At 74.2% G+C, this 19,495-nt stretch carries 18 protein-coding genes and 1 pseudogene; 6 read left to right on the top strand and 13 right to left on the bottom strand.

Annotation, left to right across the window (positions count from 1 at the left end; all coding sequences use genetic code 11):
- The first annotated feature begins 59 nt into the window (after positions 1-59).
- Positions 60-1,568 carry a peptide MFS transporter gene (locus AOK09_RS21815; RefSeq protein WP_055588913.1) on the top strand — a complete coding sequence of 503 codons (1,509 nt, stop codon included), beginning with the start codon at positions 60-62 and terminating at the stop codon, positions 1,566-1,568.
- A 69-nt stretch (positions 1,569-1,637) separates the two neighbouring features.
- Here the strand turns inward: AOK09_RS21815 and AOK09_RS21810 are convergent, their stop codons facing one another.
- Both AOK09_RS21810 and AOK09_RS21805 read right to left on the bottom strand, forming a co-directional pair.
- The gene (locus AOK09_RS21810) at positions 1,638-2,156 is read right to left on the bottom strand and encodes an ATP-binding protein (RefSeq protein WP_055588912.1); all 519 of its coding nucleotides are present in this window, start codon (positions 2,154-2,156) and stop codon (positions 1,638-1,640) included.
- 140 nt (positions 2,157-2,296) lie between these two features.
- Positions 2,297-2,728, bottom strand: coding sequence for an STAS domain-containing protein (locus tag AOK09_RS21805; RefSeq protein ID WP_079063298.1), 432 nt, complete (start codon positions 2,726-2,728; stop codon positions 2,297-2,299).
- 159 nt (positions 2,729-2,887) lie between these two features.
- On the opposite strand from AOK09_RS21805, the gene AOK09_RS21800 reads away from it, so the two are divergent.
- Positions 2,888-3,817 carry an RNA polymerase sigma factor SigF gene (locus AOK09_RS21800; RefSeq protein WP_079063297.1) on the top strand — a complete coding sequence of 310 codons (930 nt, stop codon included), beginning with the start codon at positions 2,888-2,890 and terminating at the stop codon, positions 3,815-3,817.
- 96 nt (positions 3,818-3,913) lie between these two features.
- Here AOK09_RS21800 and hutI read toward each other — a convergent pair whose 3' ends face one another.
- The 6 genes from hutI to AOK09_RS21770 form a co-directional block, all read right to left on the bottom strand.
- Complete coding sequence (hutI, locus tag AOK09_RS21795) at positions 3,914-5,083, bottom strand: imidazolonepropionase (protein WP_055588911.1); 1,170 nt, start codon at positions 5,081-5,083, stop codon at positions 3,914-3,916.
- Between the two features lie 11 nt (positions 5,084-5,094).
- Entirely contained in the window at positions 5,095-6,456 is a 1,362-nt protein-coding gene (locus AOK09_RS21790; RefSeq protein WP_055588910.1) for a formimidoylglutamate deiminase, read from the bottom strand.
- Positions 6,447-7,643 carry an allantoate amidohydrolase gene (locus AOK09_RS21785; RefSeq protein WP_055588914.1) on the bottom strand — a complete coding sequence of 399 codons (1,197 nt, stop codon included), beginning with the start codon at positions 7,641-7,643 and terminating at the stop codon, positions 6,447-6,449. The genes AOK09_RS21790 and AOK09_RS21785 overlap by 10 nt, the downstream gene beginning before the upstream one ends.
- Positions 7,644-7,694: 51 nt before the next feature.
- On the bottom strand, positions 7,695-9,365 hold the full coding sequence (gene hutU, locus AOK09_RS21780) for a urocanate hydratase (RefSeq protein ID WP_055588909.1): 1,671 nt from the start codon (positions 9,363-9,365) through the stop codon (positions 7,695-7,697).
- Between the two features lie 183 nt (positions 9,366-9,548).
- Complete coding sequence (locus tag AOK09_RS21775) at positions 9,549-9,914, bottom strand: hypothetical protein (protein WP_157875984.1); 366 nt, start codon at positions 9,912-9,914, stop codon at positions 9,549-9,551.
- A 131-nt stretch (positions 9,915-10,045) separates the two neighbouring features.
- Positions 10,046-10,441 (bottom strand): hypothetical protein, encoded by a 396-nt coding sequence (locus tag AOK09_RS21770; RefSeq protein ID WP_055588907.1) that lies wholly within the window; start codon positions 10,439-10,441, stop codon positions 10,046-10,048.
- A 268-nt stretch (positions 10,442-10,709) separates the two neighbouring features.
- Here AOK09_RS21770 and AOK09_RS21765 point away from each other — a divergent pair, with 268 nt between their 5' ends.
- Positions 10,710-11,924, top strand: coding sequence for a beta-ketoacyl-[acyl-carrier-protein] synthase family protein (locus AOK09_RS21765; RefSeq protein WP_055588906.1), 1,215 nt, complete (start codon positions 10,710-10,712; stop codon positions 11,922-11,924).
- 51 nt (positions 11,925-11,975) lie between these two features.
- Here the strand turns inward: AOK09_RS21765 and AOK09_RS21760 are convergent, their stop codons facing one another.
- Positions 11,976-12,947: a serine/threonine-protein kinase gene (locus AOK09_RS21760; protein ID WP_055588905.1), complete on the bottom strand. Its 972-nt coding sequence runs from the start codon at positions 12,945-12,947 to the stop codon at positions 11,976-11,978.
- 122 nt (positions 12,948-13,069) lie between these two features.
- On the opposite strand from AOK09_RS21760, the gene AOK09_RS21755 reads away from it, so the two are divergent.
- Positions 13,070-13,603 (top strand): GNAT family N-acetyltransferase, encoded by a 534-nt coding sequence (locus AOK09_RS21755; RefSeq protein ID WP_055588904.1) that lies wholly within the window; start codon positions 13,070-13,072, stop codon positions 13,601-13,603.
- A 45-nt stretch (positions 13,604-13,648) separates the two neighbouring features.
- Here the strand turns inward: AOK09_RS21755 and AOK09_RS21750 are convergent, their stop codons facing one another.
- On the bottom strand, positions 13,649-14,233 hold the full coding sequence (locus AOK09_RS21750; protein ID WP_055588903.1) for a hypothetical protein: 585 nt from the start codon (positions 14,231-14,233) through the stop codon (positions 13,649-13,651).
- 182 nt (positions 14,234-14,415) lie between these two features.
- On the bottom strand, positions 14,416-15,288 hold the full coding sequence (locus tag AOK09_RS21745) for a MurR/RpiR family transcriptional regulator (protein ID WP_055588902.1): 873 nt from the start codon (positions 15,286-15,288) through the stop codon (positions 14,416-14,418).
- Between the two features lie 186 nt (positions 15,289-15,474).
- On the opposite strand from AOK09_RS21745, the gene AOK09_RS21740 reads away from it, so the two are divergent.
- A complete protein-coding gene (locus tag AOK09_RS21740) occupies positions 15,475-15,870 on the top strand; it encodes a hypothetical protein (protein WP_055588901.1) in 396 nt (131 codons plus the stop codon).
- 175 nt (positions 15,871-16,045) lie between these two features.
- Here AOK09_RS21740 and hutH read toward each other — a convergent pair whose 3' ends face one another.
- Positions 16,046-17,611: a histidine ammonia-lyase gene (gene hutH / locus AOK09_RS21735; protein ID WP_055588900.1), complete on the bottom strand. Its 1,566-nt coding sequence runs from the start codon at positions 17,609-17,611 to the stop codon at positions 16,046-16,048.
- A 79-nt stretch (positions 17,612-17,690) separates the two neighbouring features.
- On the opposite strand from hutH, the gene fdhD reads away from it, so the two are divergent.
- A complete protein-coding gene (fdhD, locus tag AOK09_RS21730) occupies positions 17,691-18,527 on the top strand; it encodes a formate dehydrogenase accessory sulfurtransferase FdhD (protein WP_055588899.1) in 837 nt (278 codons plus the stop codon).
- A 7-nt stretch (positions 18,528-18,534) separates the two neighbouring features.
- Here the strand turns inward: fdhD and AOK09_RS43725 are convergent.
- Positions 18,535-19,495, bottom strand: a pseudogene (locus AOK09_RS43725) (sensor domain-containing diguanylate cyclase); the annotation flags it as partial.

Raw genomic sequence — 19,495 nt, 5'->3', positions numbered from 1 at the left:
GGTCCCACCCAGGCAGACCGCCAGGTCCCGCTTACGCAGACAAGGAACGGCTCTCACCCATGGCGTCCACCCCGACGGAGGCGGTCATCCCGCGAATCGCCGACAGCGGTACCGGAAAGACCTTTCTCGGCCAGCCACGCGGCCTGGCGACCCTGTTCATGACCGAACTGTGGGAGCGTTTCAGCTTCTACGGCATGCGGGCCCTGCTGGTGCTCTACCTGGTGGCGCCGACCGCCAAGGGCGGCCTCGGCTTCAACCTGGCCACCGCCACGGCGATCTACAGCGTCTACAACGCCATGGTCTACCTGCTCGCCCTGCCGGGCGGCTGGGCCGCCGACCGCCTGTGGGGCGCCCGCCGTACGGTGGCCATCGCCGGTGCCGTGATCATGGTCGGCCACTTCCTGCTGGCCGTGCCGGCCACCGTGTCGTTCTTCGTGGGCCTGGTGCTGATCGCCGCCGGCTCCGGACTGCTGAAGTCCAACATCTCCACCATGGTGGGCCACCTCTACGAGGGCCCGGACGACCGGCGCCGCGACGGCGGCTTCACCATCTTCTACATGGGCATCAACATCGGTGCCTTCGTCGCGCCGCTGACCATCGGCACCGTCGGTGAACAGGTCAACTGGCACCTGGGCTTCGCCCTCGCCGGTGTGGGCATGGCCCTCGGCCTGCTGCAGTACCTGCTGGGCAGCCGCCACCTGAGCAGGCGCAGCGACGCCGTCCCGGCGCCGCTGACCGCCCCCGAGCGCCGCTCCCTGCTGCGCAAGGCCGGATTCTGGTCGCTGCTCGCGGTCGTCTTCTACGGGGTCGTGGTGGTCTCCGGCCACTTCACCATCAACTGGGCCATGTGGCCGCTGATCGTCGCCGGGCTGGCCTTCCCCGCGTACTACCTCCTGCGCATCAAGCGGGACCGGGACCTGGACGCGGACGAGCAGTCCCGGATGACCGGCTACGTCTGGTTCTTCGTGGCCGCCGCCATCTTCTGGATGATCTACGACCAGTCCGGCTCCACGCTGAACATCTTCGCCGAGCAGAACACCTCCTCGACGCTCTTCGGCCTCGGCTTCCCGGCCAGCTGGTTCCAGTCGCTCAACCCGCTGATGATCATGGCCCTGGCCCCGGTCTTCGCCTGGCTGTGGGTGGCCCTGGCCCGGCGCGCCAAGGAGCCGTCCACCACGGTCAAGTTCGCCTACGGGCTGCTGCTGATCGGCGCGTCGTTCCTGGTGATGATGCTGGCCCAGGCGGCCGCCTCGGACGGCACCAAGGTGAGCCCGCTGTGGCTCACGGCGGTCTATCTGATCCAGACCGTGGGTGAGCTCTGCCTCTCCCCCGTGGGCCTGTCGGTCACCACCAAGCTGGCACCGCAGAAGTACGCCAGCCAGATGATGGGCGTCTGGTTCCTGGCGGTCACCGCGGGCGACTGCGTCACCGCGCTGGTGCAGCTGGCCGGCGCGAACATCGACAGCCAGTCCTACTTCGCCTTCCAGGGCGCGCTGGCGCTGCTCGCCGGCGTCGCCGTGGTGATGTACCGGCGCACCGTGGTGGGGCTGATGGGCAACGTGCGCTGACGCACGGCGCAGCACGGCGGCCGGGGCCGGTACGGAACATCCGTACCGGCCCCGGCCGTACGACTGCCGTCAGGAGCGCACCCAGGGCGCGTCCAGCTCCACCCAGACCGTCTTGCCGTGCCCCTCCGAGCCGTCCGCACCGTCCGACGGGCGCCCCACGACGCCCCAGTCACGGCTGAGCCGGCCCACGATGTGCAGTCCGTGGCCGCCCGGTTTGCCCCGCTCATGCGGTTTGCGGGGTTCGGGGTGCACCGGATTGGCGTCGGCCACCTCGATCCGCAAAGCGTCCTCGGTGCAGTGCAGCAGCAGCTCCTGGGGGCCGCCCGCATGCAGGCACGCATTGGTCACCAGCTCGGAGACCACCAGCAGCACGTCCTCGGAGACCGCCAGCGACTCGTCGTCCTCGGCCGGCAGCCAGTTCCAGTCCCGCAGGGCCCCCCGGGTGAAGTCGCGGCTGCGCGCCACCACACCTCGCGTCCCCACCAGGGCCAGCCGGCGCACCTGCCCGCCCGGTGGCAGGGACACCCGCGAGCCGTGCTCCCTGGGGGTGCTTGGATCCTCCGGCACCCTAGGCCGGATGGTGCTCATGCCACCCCTCCGTTCACACGCGTCCCACGCCGTGGCGCCACTCGCACGGACGGCGCCGTCACCGCCGCACTCCCGTGCCCGACCCGCCCCGGCCGGACTCTGCTGGCACTCCTGCCCGCACATTGCCGACGGATGCACATCTACTGCTCCGCCAACGCCTCGTCGACGGAGTCGTGCAACCGGAAGACCGCGTCCGCCCCTGTGATCTCGAACACACGCGCCACGGCCGGCCGCATGGCCGCCAGGTGGACCGCGCCACCCAGCTCCTGCGCCCGCAGCCGCGCCGCCAGCAGCACATTGAGCCCGGTCGAGTCGCAGAACATCAACCGGGAGCAGTCGACCACGATCCGGCCCGTCCCGTCGTCGAGACTGCGCTCCAGTGGCGCCCTCAACAGGTCTGCGGTGTCATGGTCCAGCTCGCCTGACGGCGCCACCACCGCACTGCCGCCGACCGTCCGCACCGCGACGGTCAGCCGCGGTTCCGTCGCCCCTGCGACGGCCCTCGATGTGAGGCCCAGGATGTCTCCTCCCGAGCCCTCCGAGCCGGGCACACCGGCTGATCCACGGTCCATCAATGACCTCCCGGCGCCATCATCCCCCATCTGCCAGGGCGATGAACTCGGCTTGCATCCTCCCAGAGAGTAGGGGTAGGCAGGAACAAGAGGTGTCCGTACACGGAGGTGGCATGGCAGCCGGCCATGCGCATCCCACCCGAGGGAGGAGCAGCACCCATGGCAGCCCAGCTCGACGTCACGCGGCCCGTCAACGCGTCGTCGGAGACGGCACGAACCGCTGTCCTGGCACGGCTGGAGGCGACCGCAGAGGTCCCGGAAGCGCCGGGCCGCCGGCCCGCCGCACTGGACGACCTGCCGGAGATCCCGCCCGCGGACAAGGTCGGCCCGCTGGACGCCCGTGCCCTGTCCAAGGTCCTCTTCCGCAGGCTGGAGACCCTGGAGGAGGGCACCCATGAGCACGCCTACGTGCGGAACACCCTCATCGAGCTCAACCTGGCCCTGGTGAAGTTCGCCGCCTCCCGGTTCCGCTCCCGCAGCGAGCCGATGGAGGACATCGTCCAGGTCGGCACGATCGGCCTGATCAAGGCGATCGACCGCTTCGAGATGGACCGCGGGGTGGAGTTCCCCACCTTCGCGATGCCCACCATCATCGGCGAGATCAAGCGGTTCTTCCGCGACACCAGCTGGGCCGTCCGGGTCCCCCGCCGCCTGCAGGAGCTGCGGCTCGACCTGGCCAAGGCCACCGACGAGCTCGCCCAGCAGCTGGACCGCGCCCCGACCGTCGCCGAGCTCGCCCACAAGCTGGGCATCCCCGAGGACGAGGTCATCGAGGGCATGGCGGTCAGCAACGCCTACACCGCCAGCTCGCTCGACGCCCAGCCCGAGGAGGACGAGACCGAGGGCGCGCTGGCCGACCGCATCGGCTACGAGGACCACGGCATGGAGGGCATCGAGTACCGCGAGTCCCTCAAGCCGCTGATCGCCGAGCTGCCCGAGCGGGACCGGAAGATCCTCTCGCTGCGCTTCGTCGGCAACATGACCCAGTCCGAGATCGGCGCCGAGCTGGGGATCTCCCAGATGCACGTCTCACGGCTGCTCTCGCGGACCCTCACCCGGCTGCGGGCGGGACTCCTCGTGGACGAGTGACCCCCGGGCCGGCACGGACCGGCCACCCGGCGCGGTGGCGCCGGGAGACCCGGGTGTCCGCGTCTCCCGGCGCCACCGCGCCGCGTCTGCCGGGCGTCAGCCCTGGAGGACGCCGCCGCGCCAGACTGCGGAGACCAGCGGCACCCCGGGGCGGTAGGCGAGATGGATGTGGGACGGGGCGTCCAGCAGCACCAGATCGGCCCGGGCGCCGGGAGTGAGACCGCCCACATCGGTGCGGCGCAGTGCGCGGGCACCGCCCGCGGTGGCCGCGTACACGGCCTCGTCCGGGCTCATGCCCATCTCCCGGACCGCCACCGCGATGCAGAACGGCATCGAGCTGGTGAAGCTGGAACCCGGGTTGCAGTCCGTGGACAGGGCCACGGTCGCGCCCGCGTCCAGCAGCCGGCGGGCGTCGGGATAGCGGGCGCGGGTGGAGAACTCGGCGCCGGGCAGCAGCGTGGCGACGGTGTCCGAGGCGGCCAGCGCCGCCACGTCGGCGTCGTCGAGATGGGTGCAGTGGTCGGCGGAGGCTGCCCCCAGCTCGACCGCGAGCTGCACTCCCGGGCCGTGGCCCAGCTGGTTGGCGTGCACCCTGGGGACCAGACCGCGCCGGACGCCCGCCGTGAGCACCGCGCGGGCCTGGTCGCCGTCGAAGGCGCCCCGCTCGCAGAAGACGTCCACCCAGCGGGCGTACGGGGCACAGGCGTCCAGCATGGGGCCGGTGACCAGGTCCACATAGGCGGCCGGGTCGTCCGCGTACTCGGGGGCCACCACATGGGCCCCGAGATAGGTGGTCTCCGGGGTGTGGCGGGCGGCGATCCGCAGGGCGCGGGCCTCGTCCTCCACGGTGAGGCCGTAGCCGGACTTGCACTCCACGGTGGTGGTGCCCTGCCGCAGCGCCTCGCGGACCAGCCGGGCGACGCCCGCGTCCAGGTCCGCGTCGGAGGCGGCGCGGGTGGCGGCGACGGTGGTGCGGATGCCTCCCGCGCTGTAGGGCCGGCCCGACATCCGGGCGTTGAACTCGGCGGTGCGGTCCCCGGCGAAGACCAGATGCGCATGGGAGTCCACAAATCCGGGGAGTGCGGCGCGGCCGTCCGCGTCGTACACGGTGTCGGCGGCCGGAGCCCGGCCGGCGGGTCCGACCCAGGCGATCCGGTCGCCCTCCAGGACGACGGCGGCGTCCGTGAGCAACCCCAGCGGGCCGGTGCCGTGCGCCGGGTCGTTGGTGACCAGGCTGCCGATGCCGGTGATCAGGGTGGTGTCCATGGGGCTCCCTCTCAGTCGCGCAGTGCGGCCACGGAGTCCCGCAGCGCCGCGGGCACGTCGGGGACCAGCTGGTGGACGCCGTCGCGGACGACGGGGCGGCCGGCCACCACCACGTCCCGCACATCGGCGGCGGTGGCGGCGAAGACGGCGGTCTCGGCGCCGAAGCGGGGCTCCGGGCCCGCGGTGCGCACGGAGTCCATCGCGACCGCGGTGAAGTCGGCCAGGGCTCCGGGCTCGATCCGGCCGGCCCGTTCCCAGCCGAGGGAGGCATGGCCGTCCTCGGAGGCCGCGCGCAGCAGCGCCGCCGCGGTCCAGTGGCCCCGGCGGTGGGTGCTCAGCCGCTCGTCCAGCTCCAGCGCCCGCGCCTCCTCGAAGGGGTCGATGACGGCGTGGCTGTCGCTGCCCAGGGTGATCCGGCTGCCCGCGGAGGCCAGCCGGCGGGCGGGGCCGATGCCGTCGGCGAGGTCCCGCTCGGTGGTGGGGCACATGCAGACGGCGGTACCGGAGCCGCCCAGCAGCCCGATGTCCTCACGGCCGAGGTGGGTGGCGTGCACGGCGCTGGTCCGGGGGCCGAGGACGCCGTGGTCGGCGAGCAGCCGGGTGGGGGTGACGCCGTGGGCGTCACGGCAGGCCTCGTTCTCCGCGGTCTGCTCGGAGAGATGGACGTGCAGCGGGCTGCGGCGCTCCTCGGCCCAGCGGGCGACCGTGTCCAGCTGGTCCGCGGGGACGGCCCGCACCGAGTGGACGGCGGCGCCGATCCGGGCGTGCGGACGGTCCTTCAGCAGGGCGGCGCGGGCGCCCCAGGCGTCGGCGTCGCCGTCGCTGAACCGCCGCTGGCGCGGCTCGGGTGCGGCGCCGAACCCGGCGGAGAGATAGCAGGTGTCCAGCAGGGTGATCCGGATGCCGGCCCGGGCCGCGGCCTCGATCAGCGCCTCGCCCATGGCGTTGGGGTCGGCGTAGGGGGTGCCGTCGGGGTTGTGGTGGACGTAGTGGAACTCGCCCACGCAGGTGATGCCCGCGAGGGCCATCTCCGCGTAGACGGCGGTGGCCAGCGCGAGGTAGCGGTCCGGGTCCAGGGCGGCGGCGAACTGGTACATCAGGTCGCGCCAGGTCCAGAAGGTGCCCGAGCCCACCTGCACGGTGGAGCGCAGCGCCCGGTGGAAGGCGTGCGAGTGGGCGTTGGCCATGCCCGGCAGCAGCAGTCCGCCCAGCCGGACGGCGCCGTCGGGGCAGGGCCCGGAGTCGGGGGTGACGGCGCTGATCCTGCCGTCACCCCCGACCGTGACCAGCACCTGGTGCTCCACCGCGGGTGCGGTGCCGCCGGGCCGCTGGAGCCAGGCGTACTCGGCCCAGTAGGCGGTCGTCACCGGCATGCCAGCTCCTCCAGGACGTCGGTCAGGGCGGCGGCCCCGGCGAGGCAGTCGGACTCCTCGGCGGCCTCGTGCGGGGAGTGCGAGACGCCGGTGGGGTTCCGCACGAACAGCATGGCGGTGGGCACGGCGGCGGCGAGGATGCCCGCGTCATGGCCCGCGCCGGTGGGCAGCGCGGGCACCTCGCGGCCGGTGGCCGCGGTGATCGCCGCGGCGAGGCGGTCGCGCAGTGCGGCGTCGAAGTCGACGACCGGGGTGACCGACTCCCGGGTGAGCCGGACCCGTACCCCGTCGCGGTCGCCCTGTTCCTCGGCGGCGCGGCGGACGGCCTGGACGGTGGCGTCCAGCGCGGCCTGGTCGGGGGCGCGGGAGTCCAGCCAGCCGCGCACCAGGGAGGCGATGGCGTTGGTGCCGTTGGGCTCCACGGCGACCCGGCCGAAGGTGGCCAGCGATCCGGTGGCGGCGGCCTGTTCGCGGGCGGCGAGCACGGCGGCGGCGTACGTCAGCATGGGGTCGCGGCGGTCGTCGAGGCGGGTGGTGCCGGCGTGGTTGGCCTCGCCGTGGAAGTCGAACCGCCAGCGGCCGTGCGGCCAGATCGCGGAGGCGACGCCCACCTCGTGCTCGCCCAGCGCCCGGCCCTGCTCGATGTGGAGCTCCACGAACGCCCCGATGCCGGCGAGCCGCTCGGTGTCATGGCCGATGGCCTCCGGGTCGCGGCCCGCGCGTTCCATGGCGTCGCCGAGCCGCACCCCGTCCGCGTCGGTCAGCGCGCGGGCCTGATCGGGCGTCAGCATGCCTGTGGTGAGGCGTGATCCGACGCAGGCGACGCCGAAGCGGGCGCCCTCCTCGTCGCCGAAGTTGACCACGGCCAGCGGCCTGCGGGGCCGCGCCCCGCGCTCCCGCAGGGCGTCCACCGCGGCGAACGCGGAGACCACCCCCAGCGGGCCGTCATAGGCGCCGCCGTCGGGCACGGAGTCCAGGTGGGAGCCGGTGACCACGGCGTCGCCGGCCTCCGGGTCGCCCCACCACGCCCACTGGTTGCCATTGCGGTCCGTCTCGCAGGCCAGTCCGCGGGCGCGGGCCTGCTCCTCGAACCAGGCCCGGCACTCGGCGTCGGCGCTGTTCCAGGCGTGGCGGCGGTAGCCGCCGGTGGCGCCGTGACGACCGACGGGCAGCAGTTCCCGCCACATCCGCCGGTAGGCGTCGCCGGCGGCGCCGAGCCGCTCCTCGGTGGAACGCACTCAGCCCTCCTCGCGCATCGGCACCCGGACACCGCGCTCGTCCGCGACCTCGGCGGCGCGGTCGTAACCGGCGTCGACATGGCGGATGACGCCCATGCCGGGGTCGTTGGTGAGGACGCGGCGGATCTTCTCGCCCGCCAGCGCGGTGCCGTCGGCGACGGTGACCTGGCCGGCGTGGATGGAGCGGCCGATGCCGACGCCGCCGCCGTGGTGGATGGAGACCCAGGAGGCGCCGGAGGCGACATTGACCATGGCGTTGAGCAGCGGCCAGTCGGCGATGGCGTCGGAGCCGTCGAGCATCGCCTCGGTCTCCCGGTAGGGGGAGGCGACGGAGCCGCAGTCCAGGTGGTCGCGGCCGATGACGATCGGCGCGGAGAGTTCGCCGGAGGCGACCATGTCGTTGAACCGCTCGCCGGCCTTGTCGCGCTCGCCGTAGCCGAGCCAGCAGATGCGCGCGGGCAGCCCCTGGAAGTGCACCCGCTCCTGGGCCATCCGGATCCAGCGGGCCAGCGACTCGTTCTCCGGGAAGAGGTCGAGGACGGCCTGGTCGGTCCTGGCGATGTCCCTCGGGTCGCCGGACAGCGCCGCCCAGCGGAAGGGGCCCTTGCCCTCGCAGAACAGCGGCCTGATGTAGGCGGGGACGAAGCCGGGGAAGGCGAAAGCGCGGGAGTAGCCCGCCAGTTGGGCCTCGCCGCGGATGGAGTTGCCGTAGTCGAAGACCTCGGCGCCCTTGTCCTGGAAGCCGACCATGGCCTCCACATGGCGGGCCATGGACTCCCGGGCCCGCTGGGTGAACTCGGCGGGCTTGGCGGCCGCGTACTCGGCCATGTCGTCGAAGTCGACGCCGACCGGCAGGTACGACAGCGGGTCGTGGGCGCTGGTCTGGTCGGTGACGATGTCGACGGGGGCGTCCATCGCCAGCAGCTGCGGCACCAGGTCGGCGGCGTTGCCCAGCAGGCCGATGGAGAGCGGCTGCCGCTTGTCGCGGGCCTCGGTGGCCAGTTCCAGCGCGTGGGCCAGGCCGGTGGCCTCGACGTCCAGGTAGCGGTGCTCGATCCGGCGGGCGATCCGGCTGGGGTCGCAGTCGATGCAGATGGCCACGCCGCCGTTCATGGTGACGGCGAGCGGCTGGGCGCCGCCCATGCCGCCGAGGCCGGCGGTGAGGGTGATGGTGCCGGCCAGGGTGCCTGCGAACCGCTTGGCGGCGACGGCGGCGAAGGTCTCATAGGTGCCCTGGAGGATGCCCTGGGTACCGATGTAGATCCACGACCCGGCGGTCATCTGCCCGTACATGGTGAGGCCGAGCTGCTCCAGGCGCCGGAACTCCTCCCAGTTGGCCCAGTCGCCCACCAGGTTGGAGTTGGCGATCAGCACCCGGGGCGCCCACTCGTGGGTCTGCATCACGCCCACGGGGCGGCCGGACTGCACCAGCAGGGTCTCGTCCTGCCTGAGGGTCTGCAGGGTGCGGACGATGGCGTCGTAGGAGCGCCAGTCGCGGGCGGCCTTGCCGGTCCCGCCGTAGACGACCAGCTTCCCGGGGTGCTCGGCGACCTCGGGGTCGAGGTTGTTCATCAGCATCCGCAGGGCGGCCTCCTGCTGCCAGCCCTGTGTGCTGAGCCCGGTGCCCCGCGGCGCCCTGACCTCGCGCGGACCGCTCTGCTGCTGGGTCATGCGCCTCGACCTCCCTGTCGCTCCGCCCTCCGGCGGAATGGATAGATCCATTCACACTCTCTTCGAGTGAATGTATCCAATCATCATCCGGTCGGCCAGGGGCCCCGGCCCCTCGGGCCGAAAGCACCGGACGCCCGCCCGCCGGCCGGTGACCGGCGGCGGACGGGCGTCCGGCGGGGGGCGTCAGCGTCGGCGCGTCCCGATGTTCTGGATGTGGTTGCGGCCGTTGATGGACGGCCCCTCGACGGTGTTGTCGCTGTTCGGGGAGCCCACGACGTCATTGGGGCTGCCCGAGTCGTTGGCGTCCCCCCTGATGTCGACGTTCTGGCTGTTGGTGAGGTTTCCGCTGTTCACCGGGCCGTTGGCGCAGATGTACTGGTCCGGTTGGCAGAAGACGTCGGAGTCGAGGTCCATCGTGGGCCGGTTGCTCCAGCCCCACGACTGCCCCAGCGGCCAGGGCGACCAGGACGCCATGGCAGGCGCAGCCCCGGAAAGGATCAGGCCGCCGGCTCCGGCGATCATCACGGCACATCGCGCGACTCGTCTCATCGCGCCCTCCTGTTCTCGCGCCGCCCAGGAGCGAAGCAGGGCGGAATCGGCGAACGCATGCCTACCTCGGCAACGGCATCCGGAACGTCCCCGCCCCCGTCTTCACCCGAACGGCCAGCCCGGCGCCCGCGTCAGCGGTGCACCGCCCGGACCGTCTGGGCGGTGTTGTCGCTGCCCAGGCTGTCGCCGGAGACGGAGTTGGCCGCGTTGGAGGAGCCGTTGACGCTGGACAGGTTGCCGCTGTTGTTGGGGTTCCCGTGGTTGACGAAGTTCCCGCTGTTGAGGCTGTTGCCGCTGTGGATCGCCCCGTTGACGCACTCCACCGGCGCCTTGTACGTCACCCCCACCAGCGGACCGCACAGCACCCCCGAGGTCACCGAGGCCAGCGAGCCGAGGTCGGTGCCGACCACCGCGGACAGCAGGGACTGCCGCTCCCCGCCGACCTGCGCCGCGGCGCCGTGCGCCGCCGCGGCCAGCAGCCCGAGGACGCCTGCAGCGACGGCACCCGCCTGTGCGACTCGCCTCATGTCCCTCGCGCTCCCCACGGATTCTCGACCCTGACATACACGGTTATACGGGGAGGCTTCATCCCGAACCATGACCTACTCCTCCGCGCATCCCGAAATGGGCCGATCGGACCAGCGCCCGGCGCACTGCACCGGGAGGAACGCCGGGCACTGTCTTTCATGGGAATCCCATAGAGCTTGGCATGGAAGTCAGTGCATAACAGCAGCTCCGAGCCTTTCACAGAACTGACAGGGTGTCCGTGGTTGTTGGAATCAGACAGGAGCGAGCATGACTGCGGAAGTGATGGTGACCGGACTGGGGGCCACGACCCCGCTGGGCGGCGATGTGCCCTCCACCTGGGCCGCGATGCTGGCCGGTGAGTCCGGTGTCACCTCCCTCGACGACGCCTGGGCCCGGGAGCTGCCGGTGAGGATCGCCGCCCGGCTGCGGGTGGAACCCACCGCGGTGCTGGACCGGGTGCAGGCCCGCCGGATGGACCGCTGCGAACAGGTGGCGCTGGTGGCCGCACGCGAGGCCTGGGCCGACGCGGGCCGGCCCGCGGTCGACCCCGAGCGGCTGGCGGTGGTCGTCGGCACCGGCACCGGGGGCGCGCTCAGCATGCTCGGACAGGACGACATCCTGGAGGCCTCCGGCGTACGCAAGGTCTCCCCGCACACCGTGCCGATGCTGATGGCCAACGGCCCGGCGGCCTGGGTCTCCATCGAACTGGGCGCCAGGGGCGGCGCCCACGCCCCGGTCAGCGCCTGCGCGTCCGGCGCCGAGGCCATCGCGCTGGGAATGGACCTGATCAGGCTCGGCCGGGCCGACGTGGTGGTCGCCGGCGGCGCGGAGGCCTGCATCCATCCGCTGCCGCTGGCGGGGTTCGCCCAGGCCAGGGCCCACTCGACGCGCAACGACGCACCCGGGGAGGCCTCCCGGCCGTTCGACGCCGGGCGCGACGGCTTCGTCATCGGGGAGGGGGCGGTGCTGCTGGTGCTGGAACGGGCCGGGTTCGCCGCCGCCCGAGGAGCGCGGGCACACGCGGCGCTCGCCGGAGCCGGCGTGACCTCGGACGCCCACCACATCACCGCCGCCCACCAGGACGGCCAGGTCCGCGCCATGCGCCTGGCGCTGGCCGGTGCCGGACTGAGCCCCCTGGACATCGGGCACATCCATGCGCACGCCACCTCCACCCCGCTGGGCGACCTGGTGGAGGCCCGCTCCATCGCCGAGGCCGTGGGCACCCATCCGGCCGTCACCGCCACCAAGTCGATGACCGGTCACCTCTTCGGCGCCGCAGGGGCCGCGGGCGCCCTCGCCGCCCTGCTCGCCGTACGCGACGGCGTCGTCCCGCCCACCCGCAACCTGACCGACCCCGACCCGGCGATCGCCCTCGACGTGGTCGCCGGAGGCGCCCGCACCGTACGACCCCGGGCCGCCCTCACCAACTCCTTCGGCTTCGGCGGCCACAACGCCTCGCTGGTCTTCACCGCCGCACCCTGACCGGGGCGCCCGCCGGACCGGGGCACGGTCCGGCGGGCGCGGGCACGGCGGTCACGCCCCGCAGTACCCGGCCGGGGACTTGGGACCGCAGAACACGCCCTGGTCGCCGACCGAGACGGTGTCAGCGGCGGCGTCGTAGGTCAGGACGACGCTGCGGCCCTGCGGGTAGTCGGGGTTGCCCGAACCCCACATCACGGTGGCGGTACGGCCCTTGACCGCCTTGATGACGCCCTCCGCATGGCCGCCGAGCTGCATCACGTCGGTGACGGGGTCGACGGAGTCGCAGGGAGTGCCGCCCTTCGCCGGGGCGCCGGACGGACAGGTCCGGTAGGTGCGGTAGTCCAGCTCCAGCACGCCGTTCACCGCCACGGTCAGCCGCATCGCATGGGAGGTCCACAACCCGACGAACGGCGTGAGCTCGCCCGCCTGCCACCGCTGCACGGACCCGCCGCCGGACCCGGACGCCGGGGGCGAGGCGGCGGCGGACCCGGTGGCATCCGGTGAGGCGGCGGACCCGGTGGGTCGAGGCGACGACGTCGAGCCGGGCGAGGGGACCGTACGGCCGCCCGGGGTCTGCGACGTACGGGGCGCTCCCCCGGCCCCGGCCCGGCCACCGGGGTCGCGGTGCTGCAGCACCCACACGCCCGCGCCGCTGGCCGTCGCCACCGTGACGAAGACACCGGCCAGCGCCAGGGCCGTCCGCCGGCGGGAGCCCCTGCCCGGCCCGGCCGCCGGGGTGCCGCCCGGGCGCGCCGGGGGTGTCCCCCCACCGGCCGGTACGGGCGGGGCGACGGTGGCGGTGGCGGTCGGGGTCCGGTCCAGCGCGGCGAGCCGGTCCGCGCGGTCCGACACGTCGGCCGCGACCGGCGCGGGCAGCCAGGCGGCACCGGCCGTCGCCGCGCCGCCCCGGGTGAACCGGGCCAGCACCTCGGCGGGGTCCGGACGCGCCTGCGGATCCTTGGCCAGCAGCCCGTCCAGCAGCTGCCGCAGCTCCTCCGGGACGCCGCCATTCGCCCCGCCCATCCCCGGTGCCACGCCGATCGGCCCACCGGGCCCGGCAGCGGGAGGATATCCGCCCGGCGGCGCACCTCCCGTCACCGGAATCCGGTTGCCCGGCGGCGCCCGCACGGCCAGCATCGACAGGCATGGAGCATCCCCCCGAAACCCTGACCCGGGGCGCCGTTCAGCTGCGCCGCTGGCGCGCCCGAGACGCCGCCGTGGTGGACCGGGTCGTCACCGAGTCCCTCGACCATCTGCTGCCCTGGATGCCCTGGGCCGACGGCCACACCGCGGAGAGCGCGGCCGCCTTCACCGCGGAGAGCGAGCGGCAGTGGGCAGCCGGTGAGGCCTACCAGTACGCCATCACCTGCGACGGCCGGGAGGTCGGCAGCTGCGGTCTGATGCGCCGGATCGGCCCCGGCGGACTGGAGATCGGTTACTGGCTGCATCCGGGGTGGACCGGACGGGGCCTGGCCACCTCCGCCGTCCGCGCCCTGACCGACGCCGCCTTCGCGCTGCCCGGCACCGAGCGGGTGGAGATCCACCATGACGCGGCCAACCTCGCCAGCGGGGCCGTCGCCCGGCGGGCCGGGTTCACCGAGGTGGAGCGCCGCCCGGACGAGGGCCCCCAGCCACCCGGCCAGTGCGGCACCGAGGTGGTCCAGCGGCTCGTCCGCTGACCCGCGTCCGGACCGGCAGGGCGCCGGGGTCGTCCGGCCGGTGGTTCAGCGCCGGGCGCCGCCCGCAGGCCGGACGACCGGCCGCACCCGTCCGGCGGCGGGACCGGTGCTGGACCACGGCCCGGTGGCGGACCGGCGGCCGAGCAGCCACCCGTCGTCGGTGGACGCCCAGAGCAGCACCTCCCGGCCGCGCTCCCACCGGGCCAGTCGCCGCACGGAGAGCAGCAGCCCGGCGCCGAGGCCGGCCACCGCCATCCCCGCGGCGGGGCCGACCGCGAGACCCGCCCCGGCGAGCAGCGCCAGTCCGCCGAGGATGCGAAGGCCGTTGTCGGCGCTGTGCCGGCGGCGGGTGAGCCGGGCGGGCTCCACCGTCACCGTGAAGGGCGCCCGCTGCGCGGTCGCGGCCCGGTCGCGCCACCAGGCCCGGCGGCGGACGGCTCCGTACACCGCCGCCGCCAGGAAGAGCCCGGCGCCGGCCAGGGCTGCGGGCAGCCTGGGGACGAGCGCGGGGAGCAGCGCCCCGGCGGCCGCGCCCAGCACCCCCGTCCACAGCAGCGACCTGGCGACGGCTCCCCGCACCACAGTGACCCTGGCCAGCGCATACGGCCCGCGCACAGCTGCCTCCCGCATCCCACTCGGCTGTCTCGGCCCCGACGGGAGGCTAGCCGGGCTCCCTGAGGGCTTTCTGGGAGTCAGCTGGGTGCCGAGGCCGGGCCGCGAGCGTCCCGGGCCGGTGCAACGGCGGGCCCTCACCGCGCTGATTCCGAGTCAGCGCTGCTTCCGGGGGAGAACGCACTCCCGCGGGAGGAGGATCAGTCCAGGAAGAGCCCTCGGGCGGCCGCGGTCTGCTCGAAGCACTCCAGGCGGCCCTCCGCGTCCGGCAGTTCGTCGCACATCGCCTGGAGCAGCACCCGGCCCAGCATCATCGGGGCGCACGCGGTGTCGAAGACCAGGCTGCTGCCGACCGCGGCCGGGATCAGCAGATCGGACATCCGGGAGACCGGGGCGAAGGCGCTGTCCGCGACGGTGACCACGCAGAGGCCGCAGTCCCGGGCCACCGCGAGGGCGTCCATCAGCTCCCGGGGGTAGCGGGGCAGGGCGAAGCACATCAGCGCGGAGGCCCCCGCGGCGGCGGCCTGCTCGATGCGGTCGGCCAGCATGGAGCCGCCCTCGTCCAGCAGCCGGACGTCCGGGTGGACCTTGCCCGCGAAGTACGCGAACCCGCGGGCCTGCGCGGCGGCGGCGCGCAGGCCGAGCACCGGCAGCGGACGGGAGGCGGCCAGCAGCCGGGCCGCCCTGACCACCGGTTCCGGGTCGGCGAGCAGCTCCGCGAGGCGGCGCAGGTTGTCGATCTCGGCCAGCACGGCACGCTGCTGCTCGTTGCGCAGCGCGTCGCCGGGCGACTCGGCGGGGCCGCCGGGGGCGGACTCGGAGAGACCCAGGTCGCGCAGCTGCTTGCGCAGGTCCGGGTAGCCGTCGTAGCCCAGCGCGACCGCGAAGCGGGTGACCGAGGGCTGGCTGACCCCGGCCAGCTCGGCGACCTCCACGCTGGAGAGGAAGGGCGAGTCGGCGGCGTGCTGCACCAGGGTGTGGGCGATACGGCGCTGGGTCGGGGTGAGCCGGTTGCCCTCGAAGAGCCGCAGCAGACGGGCGGAGGGGCCGAGCGCCTCGTCGGCGGTGGTCATGGATCTCCTTGTTGCGGGCCGTGATTCAGCCACTGCTGACTGTGCATGACGTCATTCAGCGGGGCAAGGCATTTGCGGCCTGTCTCAGCCGGCGGGACGGGGTCACCCGGAGTTGTCCCTGATCCGCCCCGGAACAGACCCCGAGGACGCTCGACGGCGCCGCGGGACGGGTCCACCCTGACGGGTATGGAGCCTCCCCGCACCGAGTTGCAGAAGGACCTTGACGCGGCCGTGCAGACCCGCAAGGAGTTGGGTGCCGAGTACGAGTCGGAGATCGTCGACTCGTTCCTGGCCAGGGTCGACGCCCGCCTGGACGAGCAGGTGGAGCGCCGGGTCGCGGACCGCCTCGCCGGGTACGGGCCGCCCGGCCGCCGGCCCGGACGGGACGGGCGGTTCTCGCCCCGGCTGGCCGTGGTCTCACTCGGCCTGGGCATCCCGCTCTCCGGCGTCGGCGGTTCCACCTCGGGGCCGGTGGGCCTGGCGGTGGTGTGGGCCGGGATCGTCGGGGTCAATCTCGCCGCCGCCGTCGGCGCGCGCCGGGAGGAACGACAGGAGCGGCGGCGCGGCGGCGGCTGGGAGTAGCCCGGCAGCGGGCTCCGCTCGCCGACGGCGCGGCCGGTCAGGCGGGTGTGCACCCGGCGCCGCACGGCACGGCCCTCCCCACGCGCCGCGCGGGCGCTGCCGGCCGCCCGACCGGCCCCGCCGAGGCGAGGACCGGTCGGGCCGCTTTCGGCACACCCCTGGGCCGGCGCACGGCTCAGGCCAGCGGTCCTGTGACGGCCTCGACCGCCGCGACCAGGCCGCCGCCCGCCACCAGGGCGGCTGCGGCGTCCAGGTCGGGGGCGAGGAAGCGGTCCGGGCCGACGCCGCCCACCCCGGCCGCCCGGGTCGCGGCCAGGGCCGCGGCGGTGGCGGGGGCCAGCGGGTCGGTGTCGCGGGAGGTGTAGGCGTCGCGGCGGATCTCCAGGGCGCGGGCGGCGGCGGTGAGCTCCACGGCGAGGATGCGGCCCAGGTTGTCGACGGCGGTGCGCAGCTTGCGGGCGGCGGACCAGCCCATGGAGACGTGGTCCTCCTGCATCGCCGAGGAGGGGATGGAGTCCACCGAGGCGGGTACGGCGAGCCGCTTGTTCTCGCTGACCAGGGCGGCCTGGGTGTACTGGGCGATCATCAGCCCGGAGTCGACGCCCGGGTCGTCGGCGAGGAACGGCGGCAGGCCGTGGGAGCGGTTCTTGTCCAGCAGCCGGTCGGTGCGGCGCTCGGAGATGGAGCCCAGGTCGGCGGCGGCGACGGCCAGGAAGTCCAGGACGTAGGCGACGGGGGCGCCGTGGAAGTTGCCGTTGGACTCCACCCGGCCGTCCGGCAGCACCACGGGGTTGTCGACGGCGGCGGCCAGTTCGCGGTCGGCGACCAGCTGCGCATGGGCCAGGGTGTCGCGGCCGGCGCCGGCGACCTGGGGGGCGCAGCGGATGGAGTAGGCGTCCTGGACCCGCGGGGCGTCGTCCTGGTGGTGGCCGGTGAGGCCGGAGCCGGCGAGCACCGCCAGCATGTTGGCGGCGGAGGCGGCCTGGCCGGGGTGCGGGCGGATGGCGTGCAGCTCGGGGGCGAGCACCTTCTCGGTGCCCAGCAGCGCCTCCAGGGACATGGCGGCGGTGATGTCGGCGGTGGTGAAGAGGCGGGCCAGGTCGGCGCAGGCCATCAGCAGCATGCCGAGCATGCCGTCGGTGCCGTTGATGAGGGCCAGGCCCTCCTTCTCGTGCAGCTCGACGGGGGTGATGCCGGCCTCGGCGAGCAGCTCTCCGGCCGGGCGCACGGTGCCGTCGGGTCCGGTGGCCTCGCCCTCGCCCATCAGCACCAGGGCGCAGTGGGAGAGCGGCGCCAGGTCGCCGGAGCAGCCCAGGGAGCCGTACTCGCGGACGACGGGGGTGATGCCGGCGTTGAGAACGGCGGCCATGGTCTCGGCGATCAGCGGGCGGACGCCGGTGCGGCCGGAGGCGAGGGTCTTCATCCGGAGCAGCATCAGGGCCCGGACCACCTCGCGCTCGACCGCGGGGCCCATCCCGGCGGCGTGCGAGCGGACCAGGGAGCGCTGCAGCTGGGCACGGAGCTCGGGGCTGATGTGGCGGACGGCGAGGGCGCCGAAGCCGGTGGAGACCCCGTAGACGGGGCGCGGCTCGGCGGCCAGCGCGTCGATGCGGGCGCGGGAGGCGGCCATCTCGTCGCGGGCGTCGGCGGTGAGCTCCACCCTGGCGCTGCCGCGGGCCACCGCGAGCACATCGGACGCGCTGAGATTAGCCTTGCCGACCGGTACCACCGAGCTGTGCATATCCATATGCACATTCTCATCAGGTGAATGGCACTATGACAACCCGGATGGAACTCCGCCACCGGGGAAGGGGCGCGGCATGGGACGGGTGACCGAGCGCCGACGGGTGGTGCGGCTGCGGGACGGCGCGAGCAGCGTACGGCCGGACTCACTGGCCGCCGAGGAGCCACTGGAGATCCGGCTGGGCGGAGAGCCCCTCACCGTGACCATGCGCACCCCCGGGCACGACTTCGACCTGGTGGCCGGGTTCCTGGTGTCCGAGGGCCTGGTGCACTCCGCCGAGCAGCTGGCCGCCCTGCGCTACTGCGCGGGCACCGACGCCGACGGCGCCAACACCTACAACGTGGTCGACGCCACGGTGCGCGGCGCCTCCGGACCGCCGGTCTCCCTGCACCGCAACCTGCTCACCTCCAGCGCCTGCGGCATCTGCGGGCGGGACACGGTGGACGCCGTCCGCACCCGCTCCCACTGGGACGTCGCCGCCGACCCCGTACGCCTGGACCCCGAGGTGCTCTACACGCTGCCCGACGTACTGCGGGCCGCCCAGAAGGCCTTCGACACCACCGGCGGCCTGCACGCCGCCGGACTGTTCACCGCGGACGGCGAACTGCTCTGCGCCCGCGAGGACGTGGGCCGCCACAACGCGGTGGACAAGACCGTGGGCTGGGCACTGCGCCAGGGGCTGCTGCCGCTGGCCGGGCATGTGCTGATGGTCAGCGGACGGGCCTCCTTCGAACTCACCCAGAAGGCCGCCATGGCGGGCGTCCCGGTCCTGGCCGCCGTCTCCGCCCCCTCCGGCCTGGCCGTCGACCTCGCCGCCGAACTCGGCCTCACCCTGGTCGGCTTCCTCCGCGGCCGCTCCGCCAACGTCTACTCCGGCGCCCGTCGTATCAAGGGCGCCCCGGAGGAGATGTGACGCACCGTCACTCCGGTGGCGAGGCAGGCCCCGCCACCGCCACCGCCACCAGCGCCCGCAGCACCGGCCCGACACCGGAGAGCGGCAGCGAGGACTCGTCGGCGAAGATCTCGATCAGCCAGCCGCCCGCCGGGTTGCTCGCCCCCGCCGCCACCATGCCCCGGTAGCCGCCGACCACCAGCATGGCCTCCTCCGCCGGGTCGTTGCCCGGGGCGCCGGTGCGCAGCACGAACGCATCACCCCGCACCGCCCGCTCGGAGAGCGGATAGGACCGCAGGTCGAAGACGGCGTCGGGCGCCTCGTTCAGCGCCCGCTGCGCCTCCGCGCCGGCGGTGCCCGGCCCCCGGGTCATCCGGTGCACCGCGTAGCGCACCGTACGCATCCCCTGGGAGCCCGGCGGAACGTACGACACCCACCAGGCGACGGCGTCCAGCATCCGCGAGGTGGTCTCGGCGACCACCACCAGCCTGCCGGTGGTGTCGGCCGGGTGCGCCACCCGGACCGGCCGCCCGTCGGTGGTGTGGCCCGCGTCCAGCTCGGCCAGCACCGCGGCCAGCAACTGCCCCGCGTCGGCGCTGTGCAGCGCGCCGCGGAACCGTCTGCGGTCGCCCCGGCGCCCGTTGCGGCCGTTGCGGGCGCGGTTGGCGGGGTCGGCCGCGTCGGCCAGCTGCACCACCGCGTCGGGCGCCCGCCCGCGGCCGGCCACGACCGGCCTCGGGGCGCGGGCCGCCTTGGCCCGGTACTGGGCGGCGTCCGCCAGCCGGAAGAGCCGGTCGGCCGTGGTCACCGGGCCGATCGGATCCCCCGTGGAGGCGATCCCGCAGGCCACCCCCTCGCCCTCGCCCAGCTCCAGGGCCCGTACACAGAGGTCCTCGGCGACCCGCACCACCTCGTCGGCGCTCTGCCCCTGCGCCAGCAGGCAGAACTCGTCCCCGCCGAGCCGGGCCGCGATGCTGCCCGGCAGCATC

Source organism: Peterkaempfera griseoplana (assembly GCF_001418575.1).
GTDB lineage: Bacteria > Actinomycetota > Actinomycetes > Streptomycetales > Streptomycetaceae > Peterkaempfera > Peterkaempfera griseoplana.
This window is presented reverse-complemented; position numbering and strand designations above follow the sequence as displayed.

Coding starts and splice junctions, on each gene's coding strand:
- hutH (WP_055588900.1), bottom strand. CDS start 17,611: ATGCACAGCTCGGTGGTACCGGTCGGCAAGGCTAATCTCAGCGCGTCC.
- AOK09_RS21815 (WP_055588913.1), top strand. CDS start 60: ATGGCGTCCACCCCGACGGAGGCGGTCATCCCGCGAATCGCCGACAGC.
- hutI (WP_055588911.1), bottom strand. CDS start 5,083: ATGGACACCACCCTGATCACCGGCATCGGCAGCCTGGTCACCAACGAC.
- AOK09_RS21805 (WP_079063298.1), bottom strand. CDS start 2,728: ATGGACCGTGGATCAGCCGGTGTGCCCGGCTCGGAGGGCTCGGGAGGA.
- AOK09_RS21775 (WP_157875984.1), bottom strand. CDS start 9,914: ATGAGACGAGTCGCGCGATGTGCCGTGATGATCGCCGGAGCCGGCGGC.
- AOK09_RS21790 (WP_055588910.1), bottom strand. CDS start 6,456: ATGCCGGTGACGACCGCCTACTGGGCCGAGTACGCCTGGCTCCAGCGG.
- AOK09_RS21745 (WP_055588902.1), bottom strand. CDS start 15,288: ATGACCACCGCCGACGAGGCGCTCGGCCCCTCCGCCCGTCTGCTGCGG.
- AOK09_RS21785 (WP_055588914.1), bottom strand. CDS start 7,643: ATGTGGCGGGAACTGCTGCCCGTCGGTCGTCACGGCGCCACCGGCGGC.
- AOK09_RS21800 (WP_079063297.1), top strand. CDS start 2,888: ATGGCAGCCCAGCTCGACGTCACGCGGCCCGTCAACGCGTCGTCGGAG.
- AOK09_RS21740 (WP_055588901.1), top strand. CDS start 15,475: ATGGAGCCTCCCCGCACCGAGTTGCAGAAGGACCTTGACGCGGCCGTG.
- AOK09_RS21770 (WP_055588907.1), bottom strand. CDS start 10,441: ATGAGGCGAGTCGCACAGGCGGGTGCCGTCGCTGCAGGCGTCCTCGGG.
- AOK09_RS21760 (WP_055588905.1), bottom strand. CDS start 12,947: ATGGGCGGGGCGAATGGCGGCGTCCCGGAGGAGCTGCGGCAGCTGCTG.
- AOK09_RS21810 (WP_055588912.1), bottom strand. CDS start 2,156: ATGAGCACCATCCGGCCTAGGGTGCCGGAGGATCCAAGCACCCCCAGG.
- AOK09_RS21750 (WP_055588903.1), bottom strand. CDS start 14,233: ATGCGGGAGGCAGCTGTGCGCGGGCCGTATGCGCTGGCCAGGGTCACT.
- AOK09_RS21755 (WP_055588904.1), top strand. CDS start 13,070: ATGGAGCATCCCCCCGAAACCCTGACCCGGGGCGCCGTTCAGCTGCGC.
- AOK09_RS21765 (WP_055588906.1), top strand. CDS start 10,710: ATGACTGCGGAAGTGATGGTGACCGGACTGGGGGCCACGACCCCGCTG.
- hutU (WP_055588909.1), bottom strand. CDS start 9,365: ATGACCCAGCAGCAGAGCGGTCCGCGCGAGGTCAGGGCGCCGCGGGGC.
- fdhD (WP_055588899.1), top strand. CDS start 17,691: ATGGGACGGGTGACCGAGCGCCGACGGGTGGTGCGGCTGCGGGACGGC.